The 26896-nt window shown below is 73.4% G+C and carries 22 protein-coding genes; 16 read left to right on the top strand and 6 right to left on the bottom strand.

Annotated features, from left to right (window positions below; all coding sequences use genetic code 11):
* Window positions 1-10: 10 nt before the first annotated feature.
* From IH25_RS0109620 to ggt, 6 genes are all read left to right on the top strand, one after another.
* Window positions 11-430: a DUF6278 family protein gene (locus tag IH25_RS0109620; RefSeq protein ID WP_030606023.1), complete on the top strand. Its 420-nt coding sequence runs from the start codon at window positions 11-13 to the stop codon at window positions 428-430.
* Window positions 431-603: 173 nt separating this feature from the next.
* Window positions 604-1347 (top strand): amino acid ABC transporter ATP-binding protein, encoded by a 744-nt coding sequence (locus IH25_RS0109615; protein ID WP_030606021.1) that lies wholly within the window; start codon window positions 604-606, stop codon window positions 1345-1347.
* Window positions 1348-1364: 17 nt separating this feature from the next.
* Window positions 1365-2291, top strand: coding sequence for a glutamate ABC transporter substrate-binding protein (locus IH25_RS0109610; RefSeq protein ID WP_030606019.1), 927 nt, complete (start codon window positions 1365-1367; stop codon window positions 2289-2291).
* A complete protein-coding gene (locus IH25_RS0109605; RefSeq protein ID WP_030606017.1) occupies window positions 2288-2932 on the top strand; it encodes an amino acid ABC transporter permease in 645 nt (214 codons plus the stop codon). Before IH25_RS0109610 ends, IH25_RS0109605 begins: the two co-directional genes overlap by 4 nt.
* Window positions 2929-3807, top strand: coding sequence for an amino acid ABC transporter permease (locus tag IH25_RS0109600; protein WP_030606015.1), 879 nt, complete (start codon window positions 2929-2931; stop codon window positions 3805-3807). Before IH25_RS0109605 ends, IH25_RS0109600 begins: the two co-directional genes overlap by 4 nt.
* 281 nt (window positions 3808-4088) lie before the next feature.
* The gene (ggt, locus tag IH25_RS0109595) at window positions 4089-5891 is read left to right on the top strand and encodes a gamma-glutamyltransferase (RefSeq protein WP_030606013.1); all 1803 of its coding nucleotides are present in this window, start codon (window positions 4089-4091) and stop codon (window positions 5889-5891) included.
* A 78-nt stretch (window positions 5892-5969) separates the two neighbouring features.
* Here the strand turns inward: ggt and IH25_RS0109590 are convergent, their stop codons facing one another.
* Window positions 5970-8528, bottom strand: coding sequence for an ATP-dependent Clp protease ATP-binding subunit (locus IH25_RS0109590; protein WP_030606011.1), 2559 nt, complete (start codon window positions 8526-8528; stop codon window positions 5970-5972).
* A gap of 212 nt (window positions 8529-8740) precedes the next feature.
* Window positions 8741-9508: a type I methionyl aminopeptidase gene (gene map, locus IH25_RS0109585; protein WP_030606009.1), complete on the bottom strand. Its 768-nt coding sequence runs from the start codon at window positions 9506-9508 to the stop codon at window positions 8741-8743.
* A 78-nt stretch (window positions 9509-9586) separates the two neighbouring features.
* On the opposite strand from map, the gene IH25_RS0109580 reads away from it, so the two are divergent.
* The 9 genes from IH25_RS0109580 to IH25_RS0109540 all read left to right on the top strand — a co-directional run bounded on the left by IH25_RS0109580 (window position 9587) and on the right by IH25_RS0109540 (window position 21615).
* On the top strand, window positions 9587-9838 hold the full coding sequence (locus IH25_RS0109580) for a helix-turn-helix domain-containing protein (protein ID WP_030606007.1): 252 nt from the start codon (window positions 9587-9589) through the stop codon (window positions 9836-9838).
* A 172-nt stretch (window positions 9839-10010) separates the two neighbouring features.
* Window positions 10011-10853 (top strand): nitrilase-related carbon-nitrogen hydrolase, encoded by an 843-nt coding sequence (locus IH25_RS0109575; protein WP_030606004.1) that lies wholly within the window; start codon window positions 10011-10013, stop codon window positions 10851-10853.
* Window positions 10854-10882: 29 nt separating this feature from the next.
* Window positions 10883-12133: an aspartate aminotransferase family protein gene (locus IH25_RS0109570; protein WP_209445294.1), complete on the top strand. Its 1251-nt coding sequence runs from the start codon at window positions 10883-10885 to the stop codon at window positions 12131-12133.
* 132 nt (window positions 12134-12265) lie between these two features.
* Window positions 12266-13660 carry a dihydropyrimidinase gene (hydA, locus tag IH25_RS0109565; protein WP_030606000.1) on the top strand — a complete coding sequence of 465 codons (1395 nt, stop codon included), beginning with the start codon at window positions 12266-12268 and terminating at the stop codon, window positions 13658-13660.
* Between the two features lie 11 nt (window positions 13661-13671).
* The gene (locus tag IH25_RS0109560; RefSeq protein ID WP_030605998.1) at window positions 13672-14691 is read left to right on the top strand and encodes a TIGR03842 family LLM class F420-dependent oxidoreductase; all 1020 of its coding nucleotides are present in this window, start codon (window positions 13672-13674) and stop codon (window positions 14689-14691) included.
* Window positions 14692-14797: 106 nt separating this feature from the next.
* Window positions 14798-16318 (top strand): NCS1 family nucleobase:cation symporter-1, encoded by a 1521-nt coding sequence (locus tag IH25_RS0109555; RefSeq protein ID WP_030605996.1) that lies wholly within the window; start codon window positions 14798-14800, stop codon window positions 16316-16318.
* Between the two features lie 139 nt (window positions 16319-16457).
* The gene (locus IH25_RS0109550; RefSeq protein ID WP_157846955.1) at window positions 16458-20201 is read left to right on the top strand and encodes a CHAT domain-containing protein; all 3744 of its coding nucleotides are present in this window, start codon (window positions 16458-16460) and stop codon (window positions 20199-20201) included.
* Window positions 20198-20965 (top strand): serine/threonine-protein kinase, encoded by a 768-nt coding sequence (locus IH25_RS37435; RefSeq protein ID WP_051753852.1) that lies wholly within the window; start codon window positions 20198-20200, stop codon window positions 20963-20965. The genes IH25_RS0109550 and IH25_RS37435 overlap by 4 nt, the downstream gene beginning before the upstream one ends.
* A complete protein-coding gene (locus tag IH25_RS0109540; protein WP_030605990.1) occupies window positions 20965-21615 on the top strand; it encodes an RES family NAD+ phosphorylase in 651 nt (216 codons plus the stop codon). The genes IH25_RS37435 and IH25_RS0109540 overlap by 1 nt, the downstream gene beginning before the upstream one ends.
* Before the next feature lie 80 nt (window positions 21616-21695).
* Here the strand turns inward: IH25_RS0109540 and IH25_RS0109535 are convergent, their stop codons facing one another.
* The 3 genes from IH25_RS0109535 to IH25_RS0109525 all read right to left on the bottom strand — a co-directional run bounded on the left by IH25_RS0109535 (window position 21696) and on the right by IH25_RS0109525 (window position 24701).
* Window positions 21696-23267, bottom strand: a complete 1572-nt coding sequence (locus tag IH25_RS0109535) for a hypothetical protein (RefSeq protein ID WP_030605988.1) — start codon at window positions 23265-23267, stop codon at window positions 21696-21698.
* Window positions 23242-24006 carry a hypothetical protein gene (locus IH25_RS0109530; RefSeq protein ID WP_051753850.1) on the bottom strand — a complete coding sequence of 255 codons (765 nt, stop codon included), beginning with the start codon at window positions 24004-24006 and terminating at the stop codon, window positions 23242-23244. The genes IH25_RS0109535 and IH25_RS0109530 overlap by 26 nt, the downstream gene beginning before the upstream one ends.
* A gap of 71 nt (window positions 24007-24077) precedes the next feature.
* The gene (locus IH25_RS0109525) at window positions 24078-24701 is read right to left on the bottom strand and encodes a hypothetical protein (protein WP_051753849.1); all 624 of its coding nucleotides are present in this window, start codon (window positions 24699-24701) and stop codon (window positions 24078-24080) included.
* Between the two features lie 290 nt (window positions 24702-24991).
* Here IH25_RS0109525 and IH25_RS0109520 point away from each other — a divergent pair, with 290 nt between their 5' ends.
* Window positions 24992-25669 (top strand): 4Fe-4S single cluster domain-containing protein, encoded by a 678-nt coding sequence (locus IH25_RS0109520; RefSeq protein WP_030605982.1) that lies wholly within the window; start codon window positions 24992-24994, stop codon window positions 25667-25669.
* On the opposite strand, the gene IH25_RS0109515 is transcribed toward IH25_RS0109520, so the two are convergent.
* Window positions 25644-26768, bottom strand: coding sequence for a macro domain-containing protein (locus IH25_RS0109515; protein WP_037654658.1), 1125 nt, complete (start codon window positions 26766-26768; stop codon window positions 25644-25646). The two genes, IH25_RS0109520 and IH25_RS0109515, sit on opposite strands and share 26 nt — an antisense overlap.
* Between the last annotated feature and the right edge of the window lie 128 nt (window positions 26769-26896).

The raw sequence follows: 26896 nt of genomic DNA, 5'->3' as shown, positions 1-26896 counted from the left end.
CGCTGGGGGCATGCGTCTTCCGTTCCTGGGCCCCCGGCACGACAAGAACGGTGAGGCGGCGCCGCCCGCCGACCCCGAGGCGGTCGCCGCGCTGCTGTCCGAGTGCGATCTGCTGCGCTCCCAGGCGGCCCGGGGAGGCGTCCGCCTCGACGACACCCCGGCCTCCCTGGAGGCCCTGGACCAGATGGACCCGCTCTGGCGCGACGACCCCGAGACGCTGCTGTGGCTGGGCCATGACGCCGGGCTGTACCTGGGCACGGTCGTGGTGCGCACGGTGCCCGGCGCCGCCTGGCGGATCCGCTCCGACGGCGAACCCGTCGTACGGCTCGCCTCCGGCCGGACGGTGGAGGTGGTGCCGGCCGGGCAGGAGTGGGCCGCGAGCGGGGTCCCCGAGCTGTCCCAGCTGTACGCGGAGATCGCCGAGGACTGAGCCCGCCCCCGCCCCCCCGGCCGCCCGCTGAACCAAGCCAGGGCCGCCCCCCCGGGTCGCCCGCTGACGTAAATACGGCTAATGCCCTGAAGGTGCGTGTCGTCCTTCGGCCGCCCGGCCGGCTGGATAGGTTGCGGCAACCACGACACAGCCGAGAGCGAGCGGGGCTGCGAATGGCCGTCGATCCGTTGATCGAACTGCGCAACGTCAACAAGTACTACGGAGAGCTGCATGTCCTGAGGGACATCGACCTCACGGTCGGCAAGGGGGAGGTGGTCGTGGTCATCGGCCCGTCGGGCTCGGGCAAGTCGACGCTGTGCAGGACGATCAACCGGCTGGAGACCATCGAGTCCGGCACCATCACCCTCGACGGCCGGCCGCTGCCCGCGGAGGGCAAGGCCCTCGCCCGGCTGCGCGCCGAGGTCGGCATGGTCTTCCAGTCCTTCAACCTCTTCGCGCACAAGACCGTCCTGCAGAACGTCTCCCTCGCCCAGGTCAAGGTGCGCCGGCGCAGGCAGGAGGAGGCCGACCGCCGCTCCCGCGAACTCCTGGACCGGGTCGGCCTGCTGAACCAGGCCGGCAAATACCCCGCCCAGCTCTCCGGCGGCCAGCAGCAGCGCGTCGCCATCGCCCGCGCGCTCGCCATGGAACCCAAGGCGATGCTCTTCGACGAGCCCACCTCCGCCCTCGACCCCGAGATGATCAACGAGGTGCTGGAGGTCATGCGGCAGCTCGCCCGGGAGGGCATGACCATGGTCGTCGTCACCCACGAGATGGGCTTCGCCCGCGCCTCCGCCAACCGGGTCGTCTTCATGGCCGACGGCCGGATCGTGGAGGACCGCAGCCCCGACGAGTTCTTCACCCACCCGCGCAGCGACCGCGCCAAGGACTTCCTCTCCAAGATCCTCAAGCACTGACCGGGGGACCGCGACCCATGTGCCGTACCACCCGTGTGCCCCGCGCCCTGTGCGCGCTGCTCGTGCTGCTGGCCGCCGCCTGCGGCAAGGAGGGCAGCCCGCCCGGCAAGGGACCGGCCGCCGGGAGACTCCCGCACTACCAGGTGGCCCGGGACGTCCGCCTGCCCGCCTCCCGGACCTGGACCCGGGCCAAGCGGCGCGGCCACTTCGTCGTCGGCGTCAAGGAGGACCAGCCCTACCTCGGCGAGAAGGACCCGGCCACCGGCACCTACTCCGGCTTCGACATCGAGATCGCCAGGATGATGTCCGCCTCGCTCGGCCTCGCGCCGAAGACCATCCGGTTCCGCACCATCGCCTCCGCCAACCGCGAGACCGCCCTGCAGAACGGCCAGATCGACTACTACGTGGGCACCTACACCATCAACCCCAACCGCAAGAAACTCGTGGGCTTCGCCGGCCCCTACTACCTGGCCGGCCAGTCGCTCCTGGTCCGCAAGGACGAGAGCACCATCCACGGCCCGGACGACCTCGCCGGCAAGCGCGTCTGCTCGGCCGCCGGCTCCACGCCGTACCAGCGCGTCAAGGCCGACTACCCGAAAGCGGTCCTGGTCGCCTACGACACCTACTCCGTCTGCGTGGACAACCTCCTCACCTACCAGGTCGACGCGGTCACCACCGACGACGCCATCCTCATCGGCTACGCGGCCAAGGTCCCGAGCGAACTCAAGCTCGCCGGCAGGCCGTTCTCCAAGGAGCCCTACGGCATCGGCGTCCCGCGCGGCGACAACGCCCTGCGCCTCGCCCTCGACGACGCCCTGGCGGCCCGCGAGAGGAACGGCGACTGGAAGAGGGCGTACGAGGCCACGCTCGGCCTGTCCGGTGTGCCCGCACCCCACCCGCCCGCCATCGACCGCTACCCGGCGGGACGGGGGAGGACGGCATGAACGTACTGACAGACAACTTCTCGGACTACGGCGCCGGTTTCCTCGGCACCCTCGAACTGACCGTCTACGCCTCCCTGCTGGCCCTCGCGCTGGGCTTCCTGATGGCGTCCTTCCGGGTCGCGCCCGTCGGCTCCCTGCGGATCTTCGGCACCGTGTGGGTCGCCGTCCTGCGCAACACCCCGCTCACCCTGCTGTTCTTCGCGGTGCTGCTCGGACTGCCCCGGTTCGGACTCGTCCTGCCCTTCGAGGTGTTCGCGGTCCTCGCCCTGGGCTGCTACACCTCCGCCTTCATCTGCGAGGCGCTGCGCTCCGGCATCAACACCGTGCCCAGGGGACAGGGGGAGGCGGCCCGCAGCCTCGGCATGACCTTCGGGCAGACCCTGTCCCTGGTCGTGCTGCCCCAGGCGTTCCGGTCCGTGATCCCGCCGGTCGGCTCCACCCTCATCGCGCTCGCCAAGAACTCCGCGATCGCGGGCGCCTTCAGCGTCACCGAACTGCTCGGCACGTACAAGACGCTCAACGAACTCGGCTACAGCATCATCTGGACGTTCGTCTGGATCGCCGTCGGCTATCTGGTCATCACGCTCGCCATCAGCGCCGTGTTCCACGCGCTGGAGCGCAGGTGGGGAGTCGCCCGATGACCGCCGCCCCCGCGCTCTACGACGTCCCGGGCCCGCGCGCCCGGCGGCGGCACGCGCTCTACGGCGCCCTGTCCACCGTGGTCCTGCTCGCGCTGCTCGCCTGGATCCTGTACCTGCTGTTCCACACCGGCCAGTTCACCGCCACCAAGTGGACGCCCTTCGAGTACCAGGGCATCCAGCTGCTGTTGCTGCGCGGCCTCGGCAACACCCTGAAGGCGTTCGCGATCGCGGCCGTCCTCTCCCTGGCCCTCGGCGGGGTGCTGGCCACCGGCCGGCTGTCGGACCACCGGCCGGTGCGCGCGCTCGCCACGCTCGTCGTGGAGTTCTTCCGGGCCATGCCCGTGCTGGTGATGATCTTCTTCATCTTCGTGGCGCTGAAGGTGCAGCCGCTGCCCGCACTGGTCGCCGGGCTCACCCTCTACAACGGCTCGGTGCTCGCCGAGGTCTTCCGCTCCGGTGTGCACGCCGTCGAACGCGGCCAGCGGGAGGCCGCGTTCGCGCTCGGCATGCGCAAGACGCAGGTCATGGCGCACGTCCTCGTGCCGCAGGCGGTGCGCGCCATGCTACCCGCCTTCATCAGTCAGTTGGTGGTCGCGCTGAAGGACACCTCGCTCGGCTTCCTCATCACCTACGAGGAGTTTCTCCATGCCGGGAAACTCATCGCCTCCAACCTCGACTACGATTTGCCGTTCATCCCCGTGGTGATGGTGATCTCGCCGATCTACATCGGGATGTGCATGCTGCTCTCGTGGTTCGCCGGCTGGGTGTCCCGCCGTGAGCAGCGCAGCCCCAAGACCGAGGCGGTGGCTCACGCCCCGGCCGGCCCTGGGGCGCTGCTGCCCGGTGGGGAGCCCCCCATGGCCCCGGAACCCTGAGGGGGCGGCAGTTCAACGGGCCAGGCTCGTCCGGCGGCAGCCGGAGATCACTGCTCGCGGAGCGGGACGGACACCTGTGACGGGTCGTCCCACGGCGGGGAGAAGGTCAGCTGCGCGCCGGACGGGTTGTGCTCGGCGGTGTGACATCCGCCACCGGCCCGACCACGCCCGTTCCGTACGCGTGTTCGAGCTCCGGCATGGTGGGGTGGGGCACCCCGGCGTACTGTCGGTACAGCACCGTTCTGGTTACGCTGCGCGGACTGTCCCGACGGGAGGTACGCATGGGTCGCCCAGACAAGCGGAAACTGGCGGTTCTGGCGGTCACGGCCGCCATGGTGTCGGTGGGGGCGGCGGCGCCGCCCGCCGCGTCGGCGAGCGGAACGGCCACCAAGACACCCGTGGCCGTCGGTTACGGCGGAGCCGTCGCCAGCGTCGACGCGGACGCCTCCGCCGCCGGCATCGAGATCCTCCGGCGCGGCGGCAACGCGGTGGACGCGGCCGTCGCCACGGCCGCCGCGCTCGGCGTCACCGAGCCCTACTCCTCCGGCATCGGCGGGGGCGGCTACTTCGTCTACTACGACGCCAGGACCCGCACGGTGCACAGCATCGACGGCCGCGAGACCGCGCCGCTCGCCGCGGACTCCGGCCTGTTCACCGAGCACGGCAAACCGCTCCCCTTCGACCAGGCCGTCAGCAGCGGCCTGAGCGTCGGCACCCCGGGCACCCCCGCCACCTGGCAGAAGGCCCTGGCGGAGTGGGGCAGCGAGAAGCTGCGCACGGTCCTGAAGCCGGCCGAGCGAATAGCCCGCGACGGCTTCACGGTGGACGACACCTTCCGGGCGCAGACCGCGGCCAACGAGACCCGGTTCCGCTACTTCCCCGACACCGTGAAGCTGTTCCTGCCGGGTGGCCGGCTCCCCGTCGTCGGCTCCACCCTGAAGAACCCCGAACTGGCCCGCACCTACGAGCAGCTGGGCCGCGAGGGCACGGCCGCCGTCTACCGCGGGGACATAGGCGACGACATCGTCAAGGCCGTCGAACACCCGCCCGTGGACCCCGCCTCCGGCTGGAACGCCCGCCCCGGCAAGCTCGCCGAGAAGGACTTCGCGGTCTACCGGGCGAAGCTCCAGGCCCCGACCAGGACCTCCTACCACGGCCTGGACGTCTACTCCATCGCCCCCTCCTCCTCCGGCGGCACCACCGTCGGCGAGGCCCTCAACATCCTGGAGCGGACCGACCTGTCGAAGGCGGACCAGGTCCGGTACCTGCACCGCCTGATCGAGGCGAGCCGCGTCGCCTTCGCCGACCGCGGGCGCTGGGTCGGCGACCCCGCCTTCGAGGACGTACCGACCCGGGGGCTGCTGTCCCAGCGGTACGCCGACTCGCGCGCCTGCCTCATCAAGGACGACGCCGTCCTCACCAGCCCGCTCGCCCCGGGCGACCCGCGCCGGCCCGCGCCCTGCGGCAAGGGCGGCACCGCGGCCCCGACGACGTACGAGGGCGAGAACACCACCCATCTGACCGTGGCCGACAAGTGGGGCAACGTCGTCGCCTACACGCTCACCATCGAGCAGACCGGCGGCAGCGGCATCACCGTCCCCGGCCGGGGCTTCCTGCTCAACAACGAGCTGACCGACTTCTCCTTCGCCCCCGCCAACCCGGCCGTCCACGACCCGAACCTGCCCGGCCCGGGCAAGCGCCCGCGCTCCTCGGTCGCCCCGACGATCGTGCTGGACCGCCACGGCAGGCCCGTCGTCGCGGTCGGTTCCCCCGGCGGCGCCACCATCATCACCACCGTGCTCCAGACCCTCACCGGGTTCCTCGACCGGCACCTGCCGCTGGTCGACGCCATCGCCGCACCGCGCGCCAGCCAGCGCAACACCGCGAAGACCGAGCTGGAACCGGCGCTGTACGACAGCGCGCTGAAGCGCCGTCTGGAGGCCATCGGGCACTCCTTCGCCCGCACCCCCGAGATCGGCGCCGCCACCGGCGTGCAGCGCCTGCCGGACGGCAGGTGGCTGGCCGCCGCCGAGAAGGTACGACGCGGCGGCGGCTCGGCGATGGTGGTACGCCCGGCGCGGTGAGCCGCTCGGGCTAGAAGCACGCCGGCCACCGGGCCCGTGAGTCCCGGCGGCCGGCGGCGCCGCGCCGCGCCGAGGGGCTCACAACTCCGGTGCGGGCGGCTGGTCCTGCGTGTCCGACGGGTGCGGGGCCGCCTGATCGGCGCGGAAGTCCAGCCGCCCGTCCTCGACGTCCACCGTGACCCGGCCACCCTCGGACACCGTGCCGTTCAGCAGCAGCCGGGACAGCTGGTTGTCCACCTCGCGCTGGATGGTGCGGCGCAGCGGCCGGGCGCCGTACTCGGGCTGGTAGCCGCGCTCGGCCAGCCAGTCCACGGCCGCCCGCGTGAACTCCACCGACACGCCCTGCCCCTCCAGCAGCCGCCGGGTGCTCTCCAGCAGCAGCTCGGTGATCCGCCGCAGCTGGTCGCCCGTGAGCTGCCGGAAGACCACGATCTCGTCGATCCGGTTGAGGAACTCCGGCCGGAAGTGCTCCCGCAGCGGCCGCAGGATGCGTTCGCGCCGCGCCTCCTCGTCGGCCTGTGTGCCACCCGGCCCGAACCCGATCCCGGCCCCGCGCCGGGTGATCGCCTCGGAGCCCAGGTTGCTGGTCATCACGATGACCGTGTTGCTGAAGTCCACCGTCCGGCCCTGCGAGTCGGTGAGCCGGCCGTCGTCCAGCACCTGGAGCAGGATGTTGAAGACGTCCGGGTGCGCCTTCTCCACCTCGTCCAGCAGGAGCAGCGAGTACGGGTGCCGGCGCACCACCTCGGTGAGCTGTCCGGCCTCCTCGTGGCCGACGTATCCGGGCGGGGCGCCCACCAGCCGGGAGACGGTGTGCCGTTCCTGGTACTCGCTCATGTCCAGCCGGACCATCCGCTCCTCGCTGCCGAACAGGGCCTCCGCCAGCGCCCGGGCCAGCTCGGTCTTGCCGACGCCGGTCGGGCCGAGGAAGAGGAAGCTGCCGATCGGCCGGTTCGGGCTGGCGAGCCCGGCGCGGGAGCGCAGCACCGCCTCCGAGACCACGGCGACCGCCTCCTCCTGGCCGACCACCCGCTGGTGCAGGTGCTCCTCCAGGCCGAGCAGCCGCTCCTTCTCCTCCTCGGTCAGCCGGCTCACCGGGATGCCGGTCTGCCGGGACACCACCTCGGCGATGGCCTCCGCCGTCACCTCCAGCTGCCCCTCGTCGGCCCGGCCGTCCTCGCTGGCCGCCGCGATCCGCTGCCTCAGCCCGGTGATCCGGTCGCGCAGCTGCTTGGCCTGCTCGTAGTCCTCGTCCGCGACCGCCTGGTCCTTGTCCCGGGCCAGCTGTTCCACCTCGCGCTCCATGGCGCGCACGTCCGTGCCCTTCGTCCCGGCGCCGAGCCGGACCCGGGCGCCGGCCTGGTCGATCAGGTCGATCGCCTTGTCCGGCAGCCGCCGGTCGGTGAGGTACCGGTCGGACAGCTCCACGGCGGCCACCAGCGCCTCGTCGGTGTAGCGGACCTGGTGGTGGGCCTCGTACCGGTCGCGCAGCCCGCGCAGGATGCCGATGGTGTCCTCCACCGTCGGCTCCGGCACCAGGATCGGCTGGAACCGGCGGGCCAGCGCCGCGTCCTTCTCGATCCGGCGGAACTCCTCCAGCGTGGTCGCGCCCACGATGTGCAGCTCGCCCCGGGCGAGGGCGGGCTTGAGGATGTTCCCGGCGTCCATCCCGCCGCCGTCACCGCCGGAACCGGCGCCGACGACGGTGTGCAGCTCGTCGATGAAGACGATCAGCCGGCCGGAGTGGGCGCGGATCTCCTCCACGATGTTGTTCAGGCGCTCCTCGAAGTCGCCCCGGTAGCGGGTGCCGGCCACCACCCCGGTCAGGTCCAGGGCGATGACCCGGCGCCCGGCCAGTATGTCCGGCACGTCCCCGTCGGCGATGCGCTCGGCCAGCCCCTCGACGATCGCGGTCTTGCCGACGCCCGCGTCACCGATCAGCACCGGGTTGTTCTTGCCGCGCCGGGACAGCACCTCGATGGTCTGCTCGATCTCGGTGTCCCGGCCGATCACCGGGTCGATCCGGCCCTGCCGGGCCAGGTCGGTCAGATCACGGCCGTACTTGTCCAGGGTGGGCGTGCCGGTGGGCCGCTGCCGCTCCGGGCCGGGCGGCGCGCTCTCCGGGGCCTCCGGCGGCATGGAGCGCGGCTGGAACCGGGCCGCGTGCAGGATGTGCCCGGCCGCCGAGTCCGGGTTCGAGGCCAGCGCGCTGAGCACGTGCTCCGGGCCGATGTACCCGGCCCCGCTGGCCCGCGCCATGTCGTGCGCGTCCAGCAGGGCCCGCTTGACGGCCGGGGTCAGGGACAGCGACGTCGGCGGCGGGGCCTCGCCCGGCGGGTGCTGTACCGGACCCGCCCGGTCGTCGATCTCCGAGGCGAGCGAGTCCGGGTCCGCGCCCGCCCGGCTCAGCAGGCTCCGGGTGGGCTCCGCCGACACGGCCGCGCGCAGCAGGTGCTGGGTGTCCAGATCCCGGCTGCCGTGCTCGGCGGCGTACTGGGCGGCTCCTCTGACCAGCTCCCGGGCCGGCTGGCTGAGCAGGCGGCCGATGTCGATGTGGCGTGGCGCCCCGCCGACGGATCCGCCGAAGAAGCGGGCCAGGAAGTCACCGAACGGGTCAGGAGGGTAGCCGTTGGTCATGGCGTTGCGTTTCCTTCGCTGACGACTGGCTCCGCCGGGTAACCGGTGGGGAGCCGCTCATGCCCACGATGACACGATCCGTTTCGTCGGGCATGTCCGCCTACGAAGGAGAAAGGCGCTGGTCCGGATGGCGGCTGGCGGTGCGGCGTGGCCGGGCGCGCCCGCGCGGCAAAGCCGCACCGCCGATACCGCCCCGCGCCCCTGGGGGGCGCCTACCGTGCCGTCAGGATGCGGGGGCCCGCCTCCGTGACGGCCACCGTGTGCTCGACGTGGGCCGCGCGGGAGCCGTCGTTGGTGCGCAGGGTCCAGCCGTCGGGGGCCTCGTGGTAGCCGTCCTCGCCGCTCGCGATCAGCATGGGCTCGATGGCGAGGACCATGCCGGCCCGCAGCGGGAGGCCGCGGCCGGGCCGGCCCTCGTTCGGCACCTCGGGGTCCTCGTGCATGCGGCGGCCCACGCCATGGCCGCCGAAGCCCTGCGGGATGCCGTAGCCGGCCGTGCGGCAGACCCGGCCGACGGCGTGCGCGATGTCCCCGATGCGGTTGCCCACGACGGCCGCCGCGATGCCCGCGGCCAGCGCCCGCTCGGCGGTCTCGACCAGCCGCAGGTCCGCCGGGCGGGGCCGGCCCACCACGAAGCTGATCGCCGAGTCGCTCGCCCAGCCGTCCAGCTCGGCGCCGCAGTCGACGGAGAGCAGGTCGCCGTCGCGCAGCCGGTAGTCCGTCGGGATGCCGTGCACGATCGCGTCGTTCACCGAGGCGCAGATCACCGCGGGGAAGGGGGTCGGGGCGAAGGAGGGGCGGTAGCCGAGGAACGGCGAGGTCGCGCCCGCCTCGCGCAGCACCTCCCGGGCCACCTCGTCCAGCTCCAGCAGCGTGACACCGACGCGCGCGGCCTCCCGCGCGGCCGTCAGGGCGCGGGCGACCACCTGGCCCGCCGCGTGCATCGCGTCGATCGACGTCTCGGTCTTCAGTTCCACCATGCCAATTACTATACCGGTATTTTAATTGGGTGACGCCCGGCGGGCCGGGAAAGGGGCGCGCGGGGGCAGAATGGGGGCATGGTGCGTACCCCCCTCACTCCCGAAGAGCGCGACCGCGGCGAGCGGCTCGGGCGGCTGCTGCGCGAGGCGCGCGGCGACCGGAGCATGGCGGACGTCGCCGCCGCGGCGGGCGTGTCCGCCGAGACGCTCCGCAAGATCGAGACGGGGCGGGCGCCGACACCGGCGTTCTTCACCGTGGCCGCGCTCGCGGAGGCCCTCGGTCTGTCCATGGACGAGCTGGTGGCGCGGTGCGCCCTGGTGCCCGTCTGAGCCGCCGCTCACCCCTCCGGTGACCGGCTCCGCCACCGGAGTGTGAAACGTGATCGACTCCGCGCTTTGACGACGATGGTCTTGGCAAGGGCCGTCCGGAGGCTTACGTTCGTCCCTCTACCGCCTGCTCTACGGGCGTAGAGGCTCTGACGTCGTGTCGAAGGAGCAGCTCATGGCCAACGTCGTCCGCGCCGCTCTGGTCCAGGCCACCTGGACCGGCGACACCGCGACCATGGTGGCGAAACACGAGGAGCACGCCCGCGAGGCGGCCCGCCGGGGCGCGCGGATCATCGGCTTCCAGGAGGTCTTCAACGCCCCCTACTTCTGCCAGGTCCAGGAGCCGGAACACTACCGCTGGGCCGAGCCCGTGCCCGACGGCCCGACCGTGCGCCGCATGCGGGACCTCGCCCGCGAGACCGGCATGGTGATCGTCGTCCCGGTCTTCGAGGTCGAGCAGTCCGGCTTCTACTACAACACCGCCGCCGTGATCGACGCCGACGGCAGCTACCTCGGCAAGTACCGCAAGCACCACATCCCGCAGGTCAAGGGCTTCTGGGAGAAGTACTACTTCAAACCCGGCAACCTCGGCTGGCCTGTCTTCGACACCGCCGTGGGCAAGGTCGGCGTCTACATCTGCTACGACCGCCACTTCCCGGAAGGCTGGCGCCAACTGGGGCTCAACGGAGCCCAGTTGGTATACAACCCGTCCGCCACCCACCGGGGTCTGTCCGCCCACCTCTGGCAGCTCGAACAGCCCGCCGCGGCCGTCGCCAACGAGTACTTCGTCGCCGCCATCAACCGGGTCGGACAGGAGGAGTACGGCGACAACGACTTCTACGGCACCTCGTACTTCGTCGACCCGCGCGGGCAGTTCGTCGGCGAGGTCGCGAGCGACAAGAGCGAGGAACTCCTGGTCCGCGACCTCGACTTCGGCCTCATCGAGGACGTGCGGCAGCAGTGGGCCTTCTACCGCGACCGCCGCCCCGACGCCTACGAAGGGCTGGTGCGGCCGTGACCGACCTCTACTCCCGCCACCGCGCCGTCATGCCCGACTGGCTCGCCCTCTACTACGACGACCCGATCGAGATCACCCACGGCGAGGGCCGCCACGTCTGGGACTCCGCCGGCCGCAGATACCTGGACTTCTTCGGCGGCATCCTCACCACGATGACCGCGCACGCCCTGCCCGAGGTGACCAAGGCGGTCACCGAGCAGGCCGGCCGGATCGTGCACTCCTCCACCCTCTACCTCAACCGGCCGATGGTCGAACTCGCCGAACGCATCGCCCGGTTGAGCGGCATCCCGAACGCCCGGGTGTTCTTCACCGCCTCCGGCACCGAGGCCAACGACACCGCCCTGCTGCTCGCCACCGCCCACCGGCGCAGCAACACCGTCCTGGCCCTGCGCAACAGCTACCACGGCCGCTCCTTCACCGCGGTCGGCATCACCGGCAACCGCGGCTGGTCCCCGACCTCCCTGTCCCCGGTCCAGACCCTGTACGTCCACGGCGGCGTGCGCACCCGGGGCCCGTTCGCCCACCTCGACGACCGCGCGTTCATCGACGCCTGTGTGGCCGACCTGAAGGACGTCCTCGGCCACACCCGGCCCCCGGCCGCGCTGATCGCCGAACCCGTCCAGGGCGTCGGCGGGTTCACCTCGCCGCCCGACGGGCTCTTCGCGGCCTTCCGTGAGGTCCTCGCCGACCAGGGCATCCTGTGGATCGCCGACGAGGTGCAGACCGGCTGGGGCCGCACCGGCGACCACTTCTGGGGCTGGCAGGCACACGCCCGCAGCGGCCCGCCGGACATCGTCACCTTCGCCAAGGGCATCGGCAACGGCATGTCCATCGGCGGGGTCGTCGCCCGCGCCGAGATCATGAACTGCCTGGACGCGAACAGCATCTCCACGTTCGGCGGCACCCAGATCACCATGGCCGCGGGCCTCGCCAACCTCACCTATCTCCTCGAACACGACCTCCAGGGCAACGCCCGGCGGGTCGGCGGACTGCTCATCGAACGGCTCCGGTCGGCCACCGCCGGGCTGCCCGGGGTGCGCGAGGTGCGCGGACGCGGGCTGATGATCGGCATCGAGCTGGTCAGGCCGGGCACGGACGAGGCCGACCCGCGGGCCGCCGCCGCCGTGCTGGAGGCGGCCCGCCAGGGCGGACTGCTCATCGGCAAGGGCGGCGGACACGACAGCAGCGCCCTGCGGATCGCCCCGCCGCTGTCCCTCACCGTCGCCGAGGCCGAGGAGGGCGCGGCGATCCTGGAGCACGCGCTCAGGAGCCCGTACTGAAGACGCGCTCGGCGGCCTGTCCCGCACGAGGGAATCGGCGGCCTGTCCCGCACGAGAGAACGGGCGGGTGCTCGCCGGGAACCCCGAGCCGCTGACGGCGCCCCGACCCGAGCCGAGTGACCGAGGAGCAGCATGAGCAGCCGTACCGTCATCCGCCACGGCCTCGTCATCACCGCGTCCGACGAGATCCATGCCGACGTCCTCGTCGAGGACGGCCGCATCGCCGCCCTGGCCACGCCCGACTCGCAGAGCTGGACCGCGGACCGGGTGATCGACGCCACCGGGAAGTACGTCATCCCGGGCGGGGTCGACGCGCACACCCACATGGAGCTGCCGTTCGGCGGCACACACGCCTCCGACACCTTCGCCACCGGCACCCGGGCCGCGGCCTGGGGCGGTACGACCACCATCGTGGACTTCGCGGTGCAGAGCGTCGGCCACACCCTGCGCGAGGGCCTGGACGCCTGGCACGCCAAGGCCGAGGGCAACTGCGCGATCGACTACGCCTTCCACATGATCGTCTCCGATGTGAACGACGAGACGCTCAAGGAAATGGACCTGCTGATCGAAGAGGGAATCACCTCGTTCAAGCAGTTCATGGCATATCCGGGCGTTTTCTACTCCGATGACGGCCAGATCCTGCGCGCCATGCAGCGCTCCGCCGAGAACGGCGGGCTGATCATGATGCACGCCGAGAACGGCATCGCCATCGACGTACTGGTGCAGCAGACGCTGGCCCGGGGCGAGACCGACCCCCGCTATCACGGGGAGGTCCGCAAGGCGCTGCTGGAGGCCGAGGCCACCCACCGCGCGATCCGGCTGGCCCAGGTCGCCGGGGCCCCGCTGTACGTCGTCCACGTCTCGGCGACGGAGGCGGTCACGGAGCTGGCCAGGGCGCGCGACGAGGGGCTGAACGTCTTCGGCGAGACCTGCCCGCAGTACCTGTTCCTGTCCGCCGACAACCTCGCCGAGCCGGACTTCGAGGGCGCGAAGTACGTGTGCAGCACCCCGCTGCGCCCCCGCGAACACCAGGCCGCCCTGTGGCGGGCCCTGCGCACCAACGACCTCCAGGTGGTCTCCACCGACCACTGCCCCTTCTGCTTCACCGGCCAGAAGGAGCTCGGCCGGGGCGACTTCTCCAAGATCCCCAACGGCCTGCCGGGCGTCGAGAACCGCATGGACCTGCTCCACCAGGCCGTCGTGGACGGCCGGATCTCGCGCCGCCGCTGGATCGAGATCGCCTGCGCCACCCCGGCCCGCATGTTCGGCCTGTACCCGAAGAAGGGCACCATCGCCCCGGGCTCCGACGCGGACATCGTCCTCTACGACCCGCACGCCGAGCAGGTGATGTCCGCCGCGACCCACCACATGAACGTCGACTACTCGGCGTACGAGGGCAAGCGGGTCACCGGCCGCGTCGAGACGGTCCTCTCGCGCGGCGAACCCGTCATCGTCCAGCGGGAGTACACCGGCCGCGCGGGGCACGGCGTCTTCACCCCGCGCTCCACCTGTCAGTACCTGAACTAGGAGTGGCGATCATGGACTTCGGACTCGTCCTGCAGACCGACCCGCCCGCCTCCCGCGTCGTCGCCCTGATGCGCCGGGCCGAGCGCAACGGCTTCCGCTACGGCTGGACCTTCGACTCCGCCGTGCTCTGGCAGGAACCGTTCGTGATCCACAGCCAGATCCTCGCGCAGACCGAGCGGTTGACCGTGGGACCGATGGTGACCAACCCGGGCACCCGCACCTGGGAGGTCACCGCCTCCACCTTCGCCACCCTCAACGACATGTTCGGCAACCGCACCGTCTGCGGCATCGGCCGCGGCGACTCGGCGATGCGCGTCGCCGGGCGCAAACCCAACACCCTGGCCCGGATCAGCGAGGCCATGAAGGTCATCCGCGCCCTCGGCCGGGGCGAGGAGGCCGACCTCGGCGGCGCCCGGATCCGCATTCCGTGGATCAAGGAAGGCGCCGAAGTCCCCGTCTGGATGGCCGCCTACGGTCCGAAGGCCCTGAGGATGGCCGGCGAGGAGGCCGACGGGTTCATCCTCCAGCTCGCCGACCTGTACCTGACCGAGTACATGGTGAAGGCGGTCAGGGACGCGGCGGCAGCCGCCGGCCGCGACCCGTCCGAGGTCACGGTCTGCGTCGCCGCCCCGGCCTACGTCACCGAGGACGACTCGCCCGAAGCCCTCGCCCACGCCCGCGACCAGTGCCGCTGGTTCGGCGGCATGGTCGGCAACCACGTCGCCGACCTCGTCTCCCGCTACGGCGAGCGCTCCGCCGACATCCCCGCGGAACTCACCGACTACATCAAGGCCCGGCAGGGCTACGACTACGCCCACCACGGGCGCAGCGGCAACCCCGACACCGCGTTCGTACCCGACGAGATCGTGGACCGGTTCTGCGTCATCGGCCCCGCCGAGCGGCACATCGAGAAGCTGACCGCGCTGCGCGCCCTGGGTGTCGACCAGTTCGCGGTGTACGACATGCACGACGCGCAGGAGACGACCATCGACGTCTACGGCAGCCGGATCATCCCCGCCGTCAACTCCTGAGCCGAATACGCTCGTTCGCTGTCCTGATCGCCCCTGTCCACCGCCCGGGGGAAGGGGCCGGCGCCCGCACGGCCGCTCCGATCCGCCCGACGACGATGGGCCGCCCATGACCGACACCGCCCCCACGGACGCACCGATACCCGGCCAGGTCACCCTCCCCGACGGACGCGTGGAACTCGCGCCCGGCACCCCGCCGCCCGGCGGGCCGTACGCCAACGACGACCTGCTCCCGGTGCCCGCCGCCCGGCGCACCTGGACGACGTACACCTTCTCGGCCCTGTGGGTCGGCATGGCCCACAACACCGCCTCCTGGACCCTCGCCTCCGGGCTGATCGCGGTCGGCATGGACTGGCGGCAGGCGGTGTTCACCATCGCCCTCGCCAACCTGATCGTGCTGGCCCCGATGCTGCTGACCGGGCACGCGGGCCCCAAGTACGGCATCCCCTTCCCGGTGTTCGCCCGCGCCTCCTTCGGCGTGCGCGGCGCCAACCTGCCCGCCGTGGTAAGGGCGTTGGTGGCGTGCGGCTGGTTCGGCATCCAGACCTGGATCGGCGGCGAGGCGATCTACTTCCTCGCCGGGAAGCTGATCGGCGCCGGCTGGACGGACGCCACGCGGGTGGACGGCCACGCCTGGACCATGTGGCTGTCCTTCGCGCTCTTCTGGGCCCTCCAGGTCGCGATCATCCTGCGGGGCATGGACACCATCCGCCGCTTCGAGAACTGGGCGGCGCCCTTCGTCCTCGTCGGCGCGTTCGTGATGCTCTGGTGGATGAGCGACCGGGCCGGCGGGTTCGGCCCGCTCTTCGCCCAGCCGTCCCGGCTCGGCTGGGGCGGCGCCTTCTGGAAGCTGTTCTGGCCCTCCCTCATGGGCATGATCGGCTTCTGGTCCACGCTGTCGCTGAACATCCCCGACTTCACCCGCTACGGAAAGAGCCAGCGCGCGCAGGGCTGGGGACAGGCGCTCGGCCTGCCGACCACGATGACCCTGTTCGCGTTCCTGTCCGTACTGGTGACCTCCGGCTCGCAGGCCGTCTACGGCGAGCCCGTCTGGGACCCGGTGCGGCTGGCGGCGAAGACGGACAACCCGGCCGGACTGCTGTACGCGCTCGTGACGGTCCTCGTCGCCACGCTGTCCGTGAACATCGCCGCCAACCTGGTCTCCCCGGCGTTCGACTTCTCCAACGTGGCGCCCGGCAGGGTCGGTTTCCGCACCGGCGCGCTGATCACCGCCGTCCTCGCGGTGCTGATCCTGCCGTGGCGGCTGTACTCCGACCCGCGGGGCTACATCTTCACCTGGCTTGGCCTGGTCGGCGGCCTGCTCGGCACCGTCGCGGGCATCCTCGTCGCCGACTACTGGCTGCTGCGCCGAACCCGCCTGGACCTCGCCGCCCTGTACCGCGCGGGCGGCCGGTACTGGTACCGCGGCGGCTGGAACCCGCGCGCGGTCCTCGCCTTCCTGACGGGCGGTGTCCTCGCCGTCGGCGGCGCCGACTTCACCCCACTGATCGACGGCCGCCCGCTCCCGGCGCTGTCCCCGCTCGCCGACTACGGCTGGGCGGTGGGCCTGGGCACCTCCCTGGTGGTGTACCTCGCGCTGACCCGGCTCGTGCCACCGCGCCCGGCGTGAGGCCGAGCGCACGGCCCGGGGCGGAACGGGCGGAAACCGGCCGGTAGCCGGGCGTTGTCCGGCAGGATGCCGGTGGGGCGCGCCCGGACCCGGCTGCCGGACCACGGCAGCGGGCACCATGGCGGCGGAGGGGATGCACATGAGTGATGCCGCAACCGTGTCCGCGGCCGACCGCGCCGCCGCCGCGCTCGCCCGCACCGACCAGGTGTCCGTACCGCTCGAACCGGAGAAACACACCGGGATACGAGGACCGGAACTCGACGCCCTGATCGAGGAACTGGAGTCCGTCCTGGGCGAGTTGGGGGATGAGGGACAGGGCGGCGCGGCGGTGGCGGCGCGGCTCGGCCGGTGCCGGGCCTTACGGTTCGTGCTGGAGGGCGCCCCGGCCGACCGGGAGCGGGCACTGCCCCTGCTGGACCAGGCCCGTACGTCAGCCGTGCTCGGCGCGGAAGAGCGGGAGGCCGCCTACCGGGGACTCGTGGCGCTGACCGGATTCCGGCTGGTGGGGCTCAGCCGTGACCCCTCACTCCTCGCCGAGCCGCACTGGAGCGTCGACCGGCTCATGCGCCTGATGGAGGTGGGCACCCCGCTCACCCATGGCGGGCCGGGCATCGTGGAGGACACCGCGCTGCTCACCCGGTTGCTGCTGGAACGCGAGCACCCCCGGATGACTCCCGCACTGCGCGCCAGGGCGGAGGGGCTGCTCGCGCTGACCCACGCCCTGCTGGCGGGCGACATGGGTGCGTTCGTCCGCGAGGCACGGCCCGTGTTCGCCGGTCTCACGGACGCAGAGGCACCGGCTTCGATGGTCACCCTGCTGACGCTGATGCTGGGCGAGCTGGAGGACTACCTCGCCAGGTCCCCGGGCCCCGCGGAGGCGGCGACGGGGGGCAGCGACACGGCCGGGGCCACCCGCAGCGCCCTCACCGAGTTCCTGGCCCTGGCCGAGGCGATGGCACCCGGACTCGTCGGCCCCCAGAACCTGCCCGGACTCCTCGCCGAACTGACCGGCGAACACCCCGGCACCGACCGGGAGGACGGCCGTACACCGCCGCCGTCCCGGATGGTCGGCGCCTTCCTCCACGCCGCCCGCGCCCTGTACTCCGGCGACGTGACGGGCTTCAGGGAGGCGCTGCGGCTGGTGCACGAAGCGTGGACCGATGGGGAACTCGACGGTATTCCCAACGGCGCATGGCTCACCAACGTCGTCCCCGTACTGCTCATCGGGGCCGCCATGAACGGCGGCAGCCTGGAGGACGAGGACCTGGCCCTGGAGCTGTTCGAGACTCAGCGGTGGGAAGGTGACCCCGCCAGTACGGCCGCCGCCAGCCTGCGCCTGTGCGGCGAGGCGATGCGGCTCACGGCGCGGCTGACCTCCGCCCTGGACCGGGGCGACGTCAAGACCGTCTGGGACGTCATCGACGCGCTGTGCGAACTGGAGCTGGACGAGACCTACGCCGCCGCCGAGGAGTGGACCGGCATCCACATCGCTCTGGGCCTCGGCATCGCCTACCTCGGCATCGTCGTCCTCGACGCCTCGGGCGCGGACCGGACCGCGCACCTGAGGGCGGCCGTGCACCACATGCGGCGGGCCGTGGAGACGGCGGTGGACATGCCCATCCTGCGCTGCCTGCTCGACATGACCTGGGCCCCGCTGCTCACCCTGACGGCGATCGCCGAGTCCGACCCGAGCCGCATCGCCGAGGGCGTCCGGCGCGCCCGGGCCGCGCTGGCCACCACCGGATTCAGCGGCGCGCTGAAACCCCGGTCACACAGTGCCGTCGCGCTCGCCCTGGACACCCTGCACACGTTCACCGGGGACGCCGGAGCGCTGGACGAGGCCATCGGCGAGCTGACCGAGGGGGTGGCCGGCCTGCCCGACGGCCTGCCGGGCGGCGCCGGACTCACCTGGGACCTGGCCGCGCTGCACGCCAAACGCGCCCGGCTGCGGGCGGGCGCGCCCGGCACCGACGAGGACCTGACGGCCGCCGTCGGCCTCGCCCGTACCTCGCTGCGGCACTCCGCCGACGACGTCCTGCTCCAGCAGGGCGTCGGCCGCGGCCTGCGGATCGCCCGCGCGGCGGCCGACCGGGGCCGCGCCGCCGCCTTCTGGGCGCTGCGCGCCGGGCGCACCGAGGACGCGATCGCCTGCCTGGAGGCCGGCCGTTCCCTGGTGCTCGGGGCGGCGGCCGTGTCCGCGGGCGTCGCCGACCGGCTGGCCGCACTCGGCGAGAGCGAACTGGCCGAGCGCTGGCGGGCCGCCGCCGACCCCGCTCAGGACAGCGGCGACGACCGCTCCCTGTGGGAACTGTCCGCCGACATGGCCTCCGGCACCCCCGGCGGCCGCTCGGGCGGCTCCCCGATGGAGGTGCTGGCCGGGGCCGGCGCGGGCGGTCCCGGGCTGCCCGGCGACGTGCGGCGCCGCTCGCTGGAGCTGCTGCGCGGGCGGGGCGGGACCGACCTGGAGCCGGTGCTGCCCTCGGCGGACGACCTGCGCGCCGGGCTGCGGGCGACGGGCGCGGACGCGCTGCTGTACCTGGTCCCGGGCGTCGACGACCCGGACGGCGCGGTGCTGATCGTCCCCCGCGAGGGCCCCGCCGAGGCGCTGCCCCTGCCCGCCCTGGCCCCGGACGGCCGCCGGCCCGTCGCCGAGTACCTGGCGGCCGGCGCGGACCGGCAGCGGCTGGAGGCCCCGGCCCACGAGGAGGCGGCCGAGGAGGGGCACGCGGCCGGTGCGGAGGAGCGGGAGCGTGCCGAGCGGCGCTGGCTGCGGGCCCTGGACGGCATGTGCGCCTGGGCCGGAGAGGTGCTCGGGCCCGCGCTGGACCGCCTCGGCGCGGCGGACCGGACCGTCACCGGGACGGAGGTGTTCGCGGTCCCGGCCCTGGCGGACGCCGACGCGGTTGCCGGTACCGGTACGGGCGCCGGTACGCGGCCCGGTGCCGTACGGATCGTCCTGGTGCCCTGCGGCGAACTGGGGGTCGTGCCCTGGCAGGCGGCCCTGCTCGGGCCGCCCGCCGGCCGCGAGGCGTCCGGCTCGGGCAAGCCGCGCCCGGTGCGGGCCTGCGAGATCGCCGTCCTCACCCACGCGGCCTCCGGCCGGGAGTTCCTGCGGGCCGCGGCCCGGCGGCGGATGCCGCTCACCGGCCGGCCCGCCCTGGTCTTCCACGGCGGGGACGACCTGGAGTGGGCCGAGGAGGAGATCGACACCCTGGCCGCCGTGCTCTACCGCGACGCCGTGGTGCACCGCCCGCACGAGGACCCCGCCACCCCGGAGACCGTCCTGGCGCTGCTCGGCGGCCGGGCCACCGCCCCCGCCTCCCTGGTGCACCTCGCCTGCCACGGGCTGGCCGGCCCGGACCCCACCCGGTCCGCGCTGCTCCTGGCCGACCCGGACCGGGCGGACGAGCCGGACCGGACCGCCGGACTCACCCTGAGCACCCTGCTGGAGACGCCCGCCGAGGGCGACGCCTTCCGGTCGGCCGGGCCCCTGGTGGTGTGCGGGGGCTGCGAGACCGACCTGACCACCCGCGACCACGACGAGGCCCTGACCGTCACCTCCGTGCTGGTGCACCGGCTGGCGGCCGACGCCATCGGCTCCCGGTGGAAGGTCGACGACCAGCGCTCGGAGCTGATGATGCTCGTCCTGCACGACGCCCTCCACCGGGGGCTCGCGCCACCGGACGCGCTGCGCGCCGCCCAGTGCTGGATGCTCACCCCGCCCGAGAAGCGCCCGGCCGTCCCGGCGCTGCGGCGCGTCTCGGCCGGGCGGCTGGCGGAGGACTTCCGCGACCGGCCCGACACCTGGGCCGCCTTCGTCCACCACGGCAACCCGGCACCGGCGGCCCCCGCCGTCCGGCAGCGGGAAGGAGAGCCCGTATGACCTCCGAGGACCTGCTGAGGCTCCTGGAACACCACTGGACCACCGTCACCACCGCACTGGAGGCGGACGACCACCGCGAACTGTCCGACGCCCTGCGGGAGTTGCGCGAGCGGACGGCCGCCGGCAACCCGGGCGCCGCCGCCCGTGCCGTACGCCGGCTCAAGCGCACGCTGGCCGCGCTGCCGCCCGGTCACCCGGTGGCCGAGGCGCTCGGCGGCCACCGCTACGCCGCCGGCCCCCGCGAACTGCCCCGCCTCGCCACGATCGACGCGGTGATCGGCGTCCTCGGCACCCCGCCGCCCGACCCCGCCGAACTGCTCCACGCGGCCCGCCGGCGCCTCCTGGCCGCCCCCGCCCTGACCGAGGCCGAGCACACGGCCCTGGCCGAGGCCGGGACCCGGCACCACGGACCTGCCGGGCGCCACGAACCTGCCGGCCGCCCTGAACCCACCGCGCGCGACGAGGCCGGATCCGCCCCGCCACCCGCAGAGCCGTGCGGCCCCGCCGCCGGTCTGATCCGGTTGCGCGACCCGGACGACGGCTTCCGTTACCCCCGTTTCCAGTTCAGGCCCGGTACGGCCGAACCCCTGCCGGTCGTCCGCAGGATCAACGCACTGCTGCGCGCGGACCGCGACCCGTGGGGAGCCGCCGACTGGTGGCTGGGCGGCAACCGGTGGCTGGGCGGGGTCCCCGCGGAACTGCTCGGCGTGGTGCCGGACGACGCGCTGGAACGCGCCGCCGCCGAACTGGTGGGGGCTGTCTGATGCCGGATCAGATCCCGCCGGAGGGCGTCCCGATGGAGCCGGTGTGGCACAAGCTGCCCGCGGGCACGGTGCTGTGGCGGTGCCACGAGGAGCAGTACGCGGCCACCGAGTTCAACCCGAAGGTCGCCCACGAGTACTTCAAGGGCAACCGCTTCGACCCCACCGAGAAGGACCCCTACCGCCATCTCTACGCCGCCCTGGACCCGGTCACCGCGCTGAGTGAAGTCATGCTGCGTTCGGTGGAGTTCGGCGGCGACGGAGTGCGCCTGATCCCCTGGGCGCAGGCCTCCCGGTACGTCCTGTCGGCGTTCCGCACCACGGCGGAGCTGTCCCTGGTGGACCTGACGACCGCCGAGGGACTGGCCGCGGTCTGGCAGGACCACTGGCTGATCGACACCGAGGAGTACGCCGGCACCCGCTACTGGGTGCGGCTGATCCGCGAGCGGTGCGCCGATGCGCAGGGGCTGTGGTGGACGTCCAAGCGGTGCCGGCCGCGCACGGCGCTCCAGCTGTTCGAGGACCGCTGTCCGCCCGCACCCCTCGACCCCCGGCCCGAGGAGTGCCTGCGGCTCGCGTCCCCGGAGGACGTGCGCGAGGTCAACCGGCTGCTGGCACCCTTGCGCGCGGTCGTCTCCGTCCCGGAGGAGTGAGCGCGGCCCCTGTACGCCCGTTGCCCCGGCCTCCCGAGAAGGGGGCCGGGGCAACGGGCGTACAGGGGCTCCGGGAGGGGTCAGCCGAGTGGCGCCGGGCCGGGCAGCAGCGGCCGGTGGTCGGACCGGCGCATCGCCGCCTCGCTGACGGCGGGATCCTTCGAAGCCGTGACCACCCCCTGGAGGAACTCGGCGGCGGCGGACTCGTACAGCTCGCGGGTCGCGGCGATCCGCTCGCGCGCGGCCTCGCGGCGGTCCTCCTGCCGGGCCTGGGCCGTCTCCCGCGCGGCCCGTGCCCGCTCGGTGGCGGCCACGCTCTCGTCGTGCTGCCGTTGCAGGTCCTCCCGCCGCTCGACCGCCGTGCGGAAGGCGTCGAGGAACGGGTGTTCCCGGAACAGGCCGAGCAGGAACCCGACACCGCCCGAGAGCAGCAGCAGCGCGCAGAACAGCCAGGTCACCGTCTGGGGTGCCAGGTGCAGCCGGTCCACCAGGGTGGTGGTGCCGGCCGCCGAACCGTCGAGCCCGGCGAAGCCGGCGCTGTCTCCCGTGGCCCGCGCCGGAGTGTCGTGCTGTGTCACGAACTTCGCGCGCAGTGTGCCGAGCAGCCAGGTCAGTGCGCCCCATACCCCGAGCAGGGTCAGGGAGGGCAGCCATCCGCCGCGCGGCGCCCCGGTCGCCGAGCGCCAGCGCAGCATGTGCCCCGCCAGGTGCGGCACGATCAGCATGACGACGGCGGAGGAGACGGCGAGCGTGCCGGACATCAGGTCCCCGCCGGTGCTGCCGACCCCGTGGAAGGGCTGGTAGGCGACCCAGTAGACGGGCACCTCGACGGCCATGACGGTCGCCAGCAGGGCCAGGCTCAGCCACCGGGGCAGGCCGGGGCGGGTCAGCAGTCCCTCCCAGCGGTCGGCCGACCCCTGGACGCCGGTCTCCCGCAGGGCGGCCCGGTAGTCCGCCCCGAGCGAGGCGGAAGCGGTGCCGTCCGGCGCGCCGGCCGTCGTGGACACCGACTGCCAGTCGTCGCCCGGGTCCGCGCCCTCCTCCATGCCGGGCGCCGGCCCGGTGCCGTCGTCCGCGAGCGCGGTGGCCGCCGGGCCGGGTCCGGCCGCGTCCCCGAAGCGGGCGCGCAGCCAGCGTTCCTCCACCCGTTCGCGCAGCCGGTCCCGGAAGCGCAGCCAGCGCGAGGAGCGCAGCGCGAGCAGGTCCAGCTGGTCCAGGGCGGTCCGGACGGCCGTGTCGGCCTCCTGGAGCCGCCGCTCCAGCAGCAGGGTCCGGGCCTTGCCCGTGGTCATGTCGGCGTCGGCCTGGGCGTCCTGGAGCCGGGCCTCCTCCTGCCGCCCGTGCAGCTCCTCCTCGATGCGGTGGACCATGGCGTCGCGCAGCGCGGCCAGCTTGACGAAGTAGGGCAGGGGCTCGTCGCCGTACAGCAGCCAGGGGTCCAGCGTCTTCTTCCGGCCGGCCTGCCGTCCGTGCCGGCCGGCGTCCTTGAGCAGTGTGCCCTGGTCCCTGGCGTCCAGGACCAGGGGCGGGCGGGCGGCCCGCGCGGCGCGGTCCGGTCCGCGCCGCGCGGTGTCCGGCGCGGGCCGCCTGGGGAAGGGCATCCGGAGGCGGCGCGGGCGCGGCCCGTCAGCGCCGGTAACGGGAGTCGACATGAGCCTTGGCCCTCCCTTCGAGCGCTTCCACCCAGAAGGATTCGAAGTCGTCGGCCTCGCTGGGCTTCGCCTTGTACTGCATGCCGAGCCCGACCGGGAAGACGTCCATCCCCTTGATGCCGGGCAGCCCCCGCTTGTCGACGAGGGTGTCGATGACCTTCGCCCGCCTCGACTCGGTGGACAGGTCCTGGCGGGAGAGGAAGAACTCCGGGTCGGCCTGCTGGAAGTCGCTGACGACGAGCAGTTTCGGGGCCGGCCCGTCACCGGCGACGGTCTCCCCGATGCGGGCCAGCGCGCCCCACACGTCCGAACCGTTCTGGGTGCGGGCGCACTTGAGCTCGGCGAGCGCGGCGAGGGCCGCGTCCCGCCGGGCGGCGGCCCGCTGTGCCTTCTGGTCGGTGTTGGCGTCGTGCGGCGGGTCGAGGTCGACCTGGCGCTGGCGGCAGGAGGAGCTGCGCGAGGAGCGGGTGATGGGGGCGAAGTCGACGGTTCCGCACTTCTGGCCGGTGAGGAACTCCACGAGGCTGTCCTTGAGTTTGGCCTCCGAGTCGAATCCCTCCTTCACCGCGGCGGCGGACCCGGAGCCGTCGACCACCACCCCGCAGGGTGTGGTGAGGGCCTCCTCCTGCTGGGTGCAGGACACGAGGGCGGACAGTGCGCACACCAGCGGGACGACGACGGCGAGCCGGCGGGTGGCGCGGACGGTGGACCGGTGACCGGTCCTGGCCGAGTGATGCACGATGACGTTCCCTGGCCTTCCTGGGAGACGGACAGCGGTGGGACGGCGGACGGGGAGCGGCGCGGGCGGGGTCAGCCCTCGCGGACGCCGCTCGGGGCGCCGTCGTACGCCGCCTGGTGGTCGAGGATGTGCAGCGCCTGCGCCACGGCCGACGCGGCGGTGCCGCGCCCGGCGTACCAGCGGTCGGTGAGCAGGCTGTCGTCGATGTGTTCCCAGGTGCGGTCCAGGGCGATCTCCCCGGGCAGCCAGCCCGCGGGCCGCACCCCGTCGACCAGGCCGTCCGCCTGGCCGGCGGCCCACGCGGCGTCCCAGTAGCAGGCGATCAACTGATTCGCTTCGTCGGCGAGTTGCTGGGCCTGCTGGCGGCATTCGGCGGCGGTCGAGCGCCACTCGCCGACCATCCGCCCGAACCGGGCGAGCGCGGCCGGCGCCGGCTTGCCGCGCACCTGGTACTGGTGCACCACCCGGACCGACTCCGCCTCGATCCGGATGTGCAGGGCGCGGTGCGCCCGCAGGGTGCGGGAGCGCAGCCGCGCGGTGCCGCGCCGCACCCGGGCGTGCAGGCCCAGGACGTACGGCGGGAGGCCCGGGGCGGCATCGGCCGGCTGGTGGCCCCGCGCCGCTTTCCGCAGGAATTCCCGCAGCCTGGCCGCGTCCCTGCGGCCGTGCGACCGGGCGCGTGCGGAGGACAGCACCCCGGCATTCAGTCGACGGACCCGGACATTTATTCGAGCTTTGCTGATCATTTTCGAAAATCCCCCATTCATCGCGGGCGGTCCGGGTGGGAAGGCGCCGCGATGGAGAGAGGCTAGCGGAGCAAAACCCTTGGCGGGACCGGTCGTTCGCGGAAAACCGATCATTCTCGGCGGGGTTCCGGAAAACAACCGGATCCCGCCCGGCGGAGAACCGGATCAGAGGGCTTCGGACAATTGCGGGCGCCCCCCGGAGCGCTGGATACTCCAAGCCGGTACGAGGAGGAGAAGCCGTGGAATTACGTCTCGACGGGACGCACTACCCGTTGGAAACGCTGGGCCCGGGAAAACGGCTCGGCGTCTGGTTCCAGGGCTGCTCGCTGGCCTGCGCCGGCTGCATGTCCCGGCACACCTGGGACCCCGCGGCGGGCACGGCCGGCACGGTCGCCGAGGTGCTCGGACTGTGGCGCCGGGCCCTCGCCGACGGCGCGGACGGCCTCACGGTCAGCGGGGGCGAGCCCCTTCAGCAGCCGGAGGCGCTCGCCGCACTCCTCACCGGCGCGGCACGGCTGCGCGACGGGGCCCGGCGGCACGAGGGGAGCGCCGGGCCCCGCCTGCCCGACCTGCTGGTGTACACGGGGTACGAACCCGGGGAGCTGACGCCCGGGCGCCGCCGCGCCCTCCACGGCGCGGACGCCGTGATCACCGGCCGGTTCCGGGTGGCCGAACCCACCCGGCTGGCCTGGCGCGGCTCGGCCAACCAGCGGATCCACCCGCTGACCCCGCTCGGCGCCGCCCGCTACGCCCCGTACCTCACCCGGGAAGCCCCCGGCCCCCGGTTGCAGCCCGCACCCGGCCCGGACGGCGCGCTGCGCCTCCACGGTGTCCCGCTGCGCGGTGAACTCGTCGCACTGGAAAAGCTGTTGAGGCAGGACGGGGTGGCCCTCACGGACCGGAGCTGGCGGCCGTGAGCAGCCGGGCGTGGCTCTCCTCCGGCGTGACCAGCAGCACCGACCAGGACGGATCCCGGCGCAGCTCCTCGCGCACCGCGTCGAGCAGCCGCCGGGCCACCGTCTCCACGGGCAGTCCGCCCCGGCCGGAGCCCAGCAGCGGAAAGCAGATCGAGGACATCGGCAGAGAGAGGAACTCGCTTTCGTGGCGGGCAAGTTCGAAGGACCTGCGCACCGCCTCGCCGAGCACGGCGGGGGACACGTGATAGCGGTCGCCGTCCCCGACCGGGGTGGCGATCGCCGCGTGGTGGATGCGCCGCACCCCCTGGGCGGCCAGCGCGCCGGAGGAGGTGGCGACGACCGTGCCCGGCCGCACCGGCATGCCCGTCCTGCCGTGCGTCCGCAGCCACACGCCCAGTTCCCGGGAGAGCACGTCGTCCACGATCTCGCCCTGGGCGTCCCGCAGGGCGGCGGCCCGGCGCAGTGCCCCGGAGACCGTGGGGCGGAAGGTCTTGGACATCTCCAGGTAGGTGTTCTCCGAGGACACCAGGATGTCCACGTCCCGCACGTCCTCGATCGGGCCCACCCGCACGGTGATCCCGGCCCCCGGGCGTGCCGGACGGGCGACCGCGGGCACCGTGCGCACCGCGGGTGCCGCGGGATCCGCCCCCGGCTCCCGTACGACTTCGGCGGGCCGGCCCGGCGTCCGGCGGGCGACGGTCAGCACCGCCGCCGCCAGTTCGGCGATGACATCGTGCTCCTGGCTCTTGCGGAACCGCTCGGTGGTCACGCCGTAGACGGCCGCCGCCGCCTTGCGCCGGTCGGTGCCGGGCACCCCCCGGCGCGCGGGGAAGATCCCGAACGAGTGCGCGGCGGCGCGGGCCAGCGGATCGCTGGAGTCGTCGTCCCGCACCGGACGCCCGCCGGCCAGCCGTCGTACCGCCGCGCCCAACAGCTCCTCGATGCCGGTCTGTTCGTCCTCCGGCCCGGCGCACAGCCCGGCCGCGACCGCCGCCTGGCGCAGCGCGTCCCTGGTGCAGTGGCGCAGCCCGGGCAGGCCGCGCCGCCTCAGTTCCCTGAGTTCGGCCACGAGGCTCTCGTGCGAGGGCAGGGGGTGCATGCTGCGCATCGTAGCCCCGGCCGGGGATCCGCTGAAGATCTGGGAAACCCCCTGTCACCCGCCCGGGGCCGGGAGGTCCTCGTCCCCCGGCGGCCCCCGCACCGCACCACCGCGCCCCGGTGCGCCCG

The sequence above is a fragment of the Streptomyces achromogenes subsp. achromogenes genome, from assembly GCF_000720835.1.
Classification (GTDB): Bacteria; Actinomycetota; Actinomycetes; order Streptomycetales; family Streptomycetaceae; genus Streptomyces; species Streptomyces achromogenes.
This window is presented reverse-complemented; position numbering and strand designations above follow the sequence as displayed.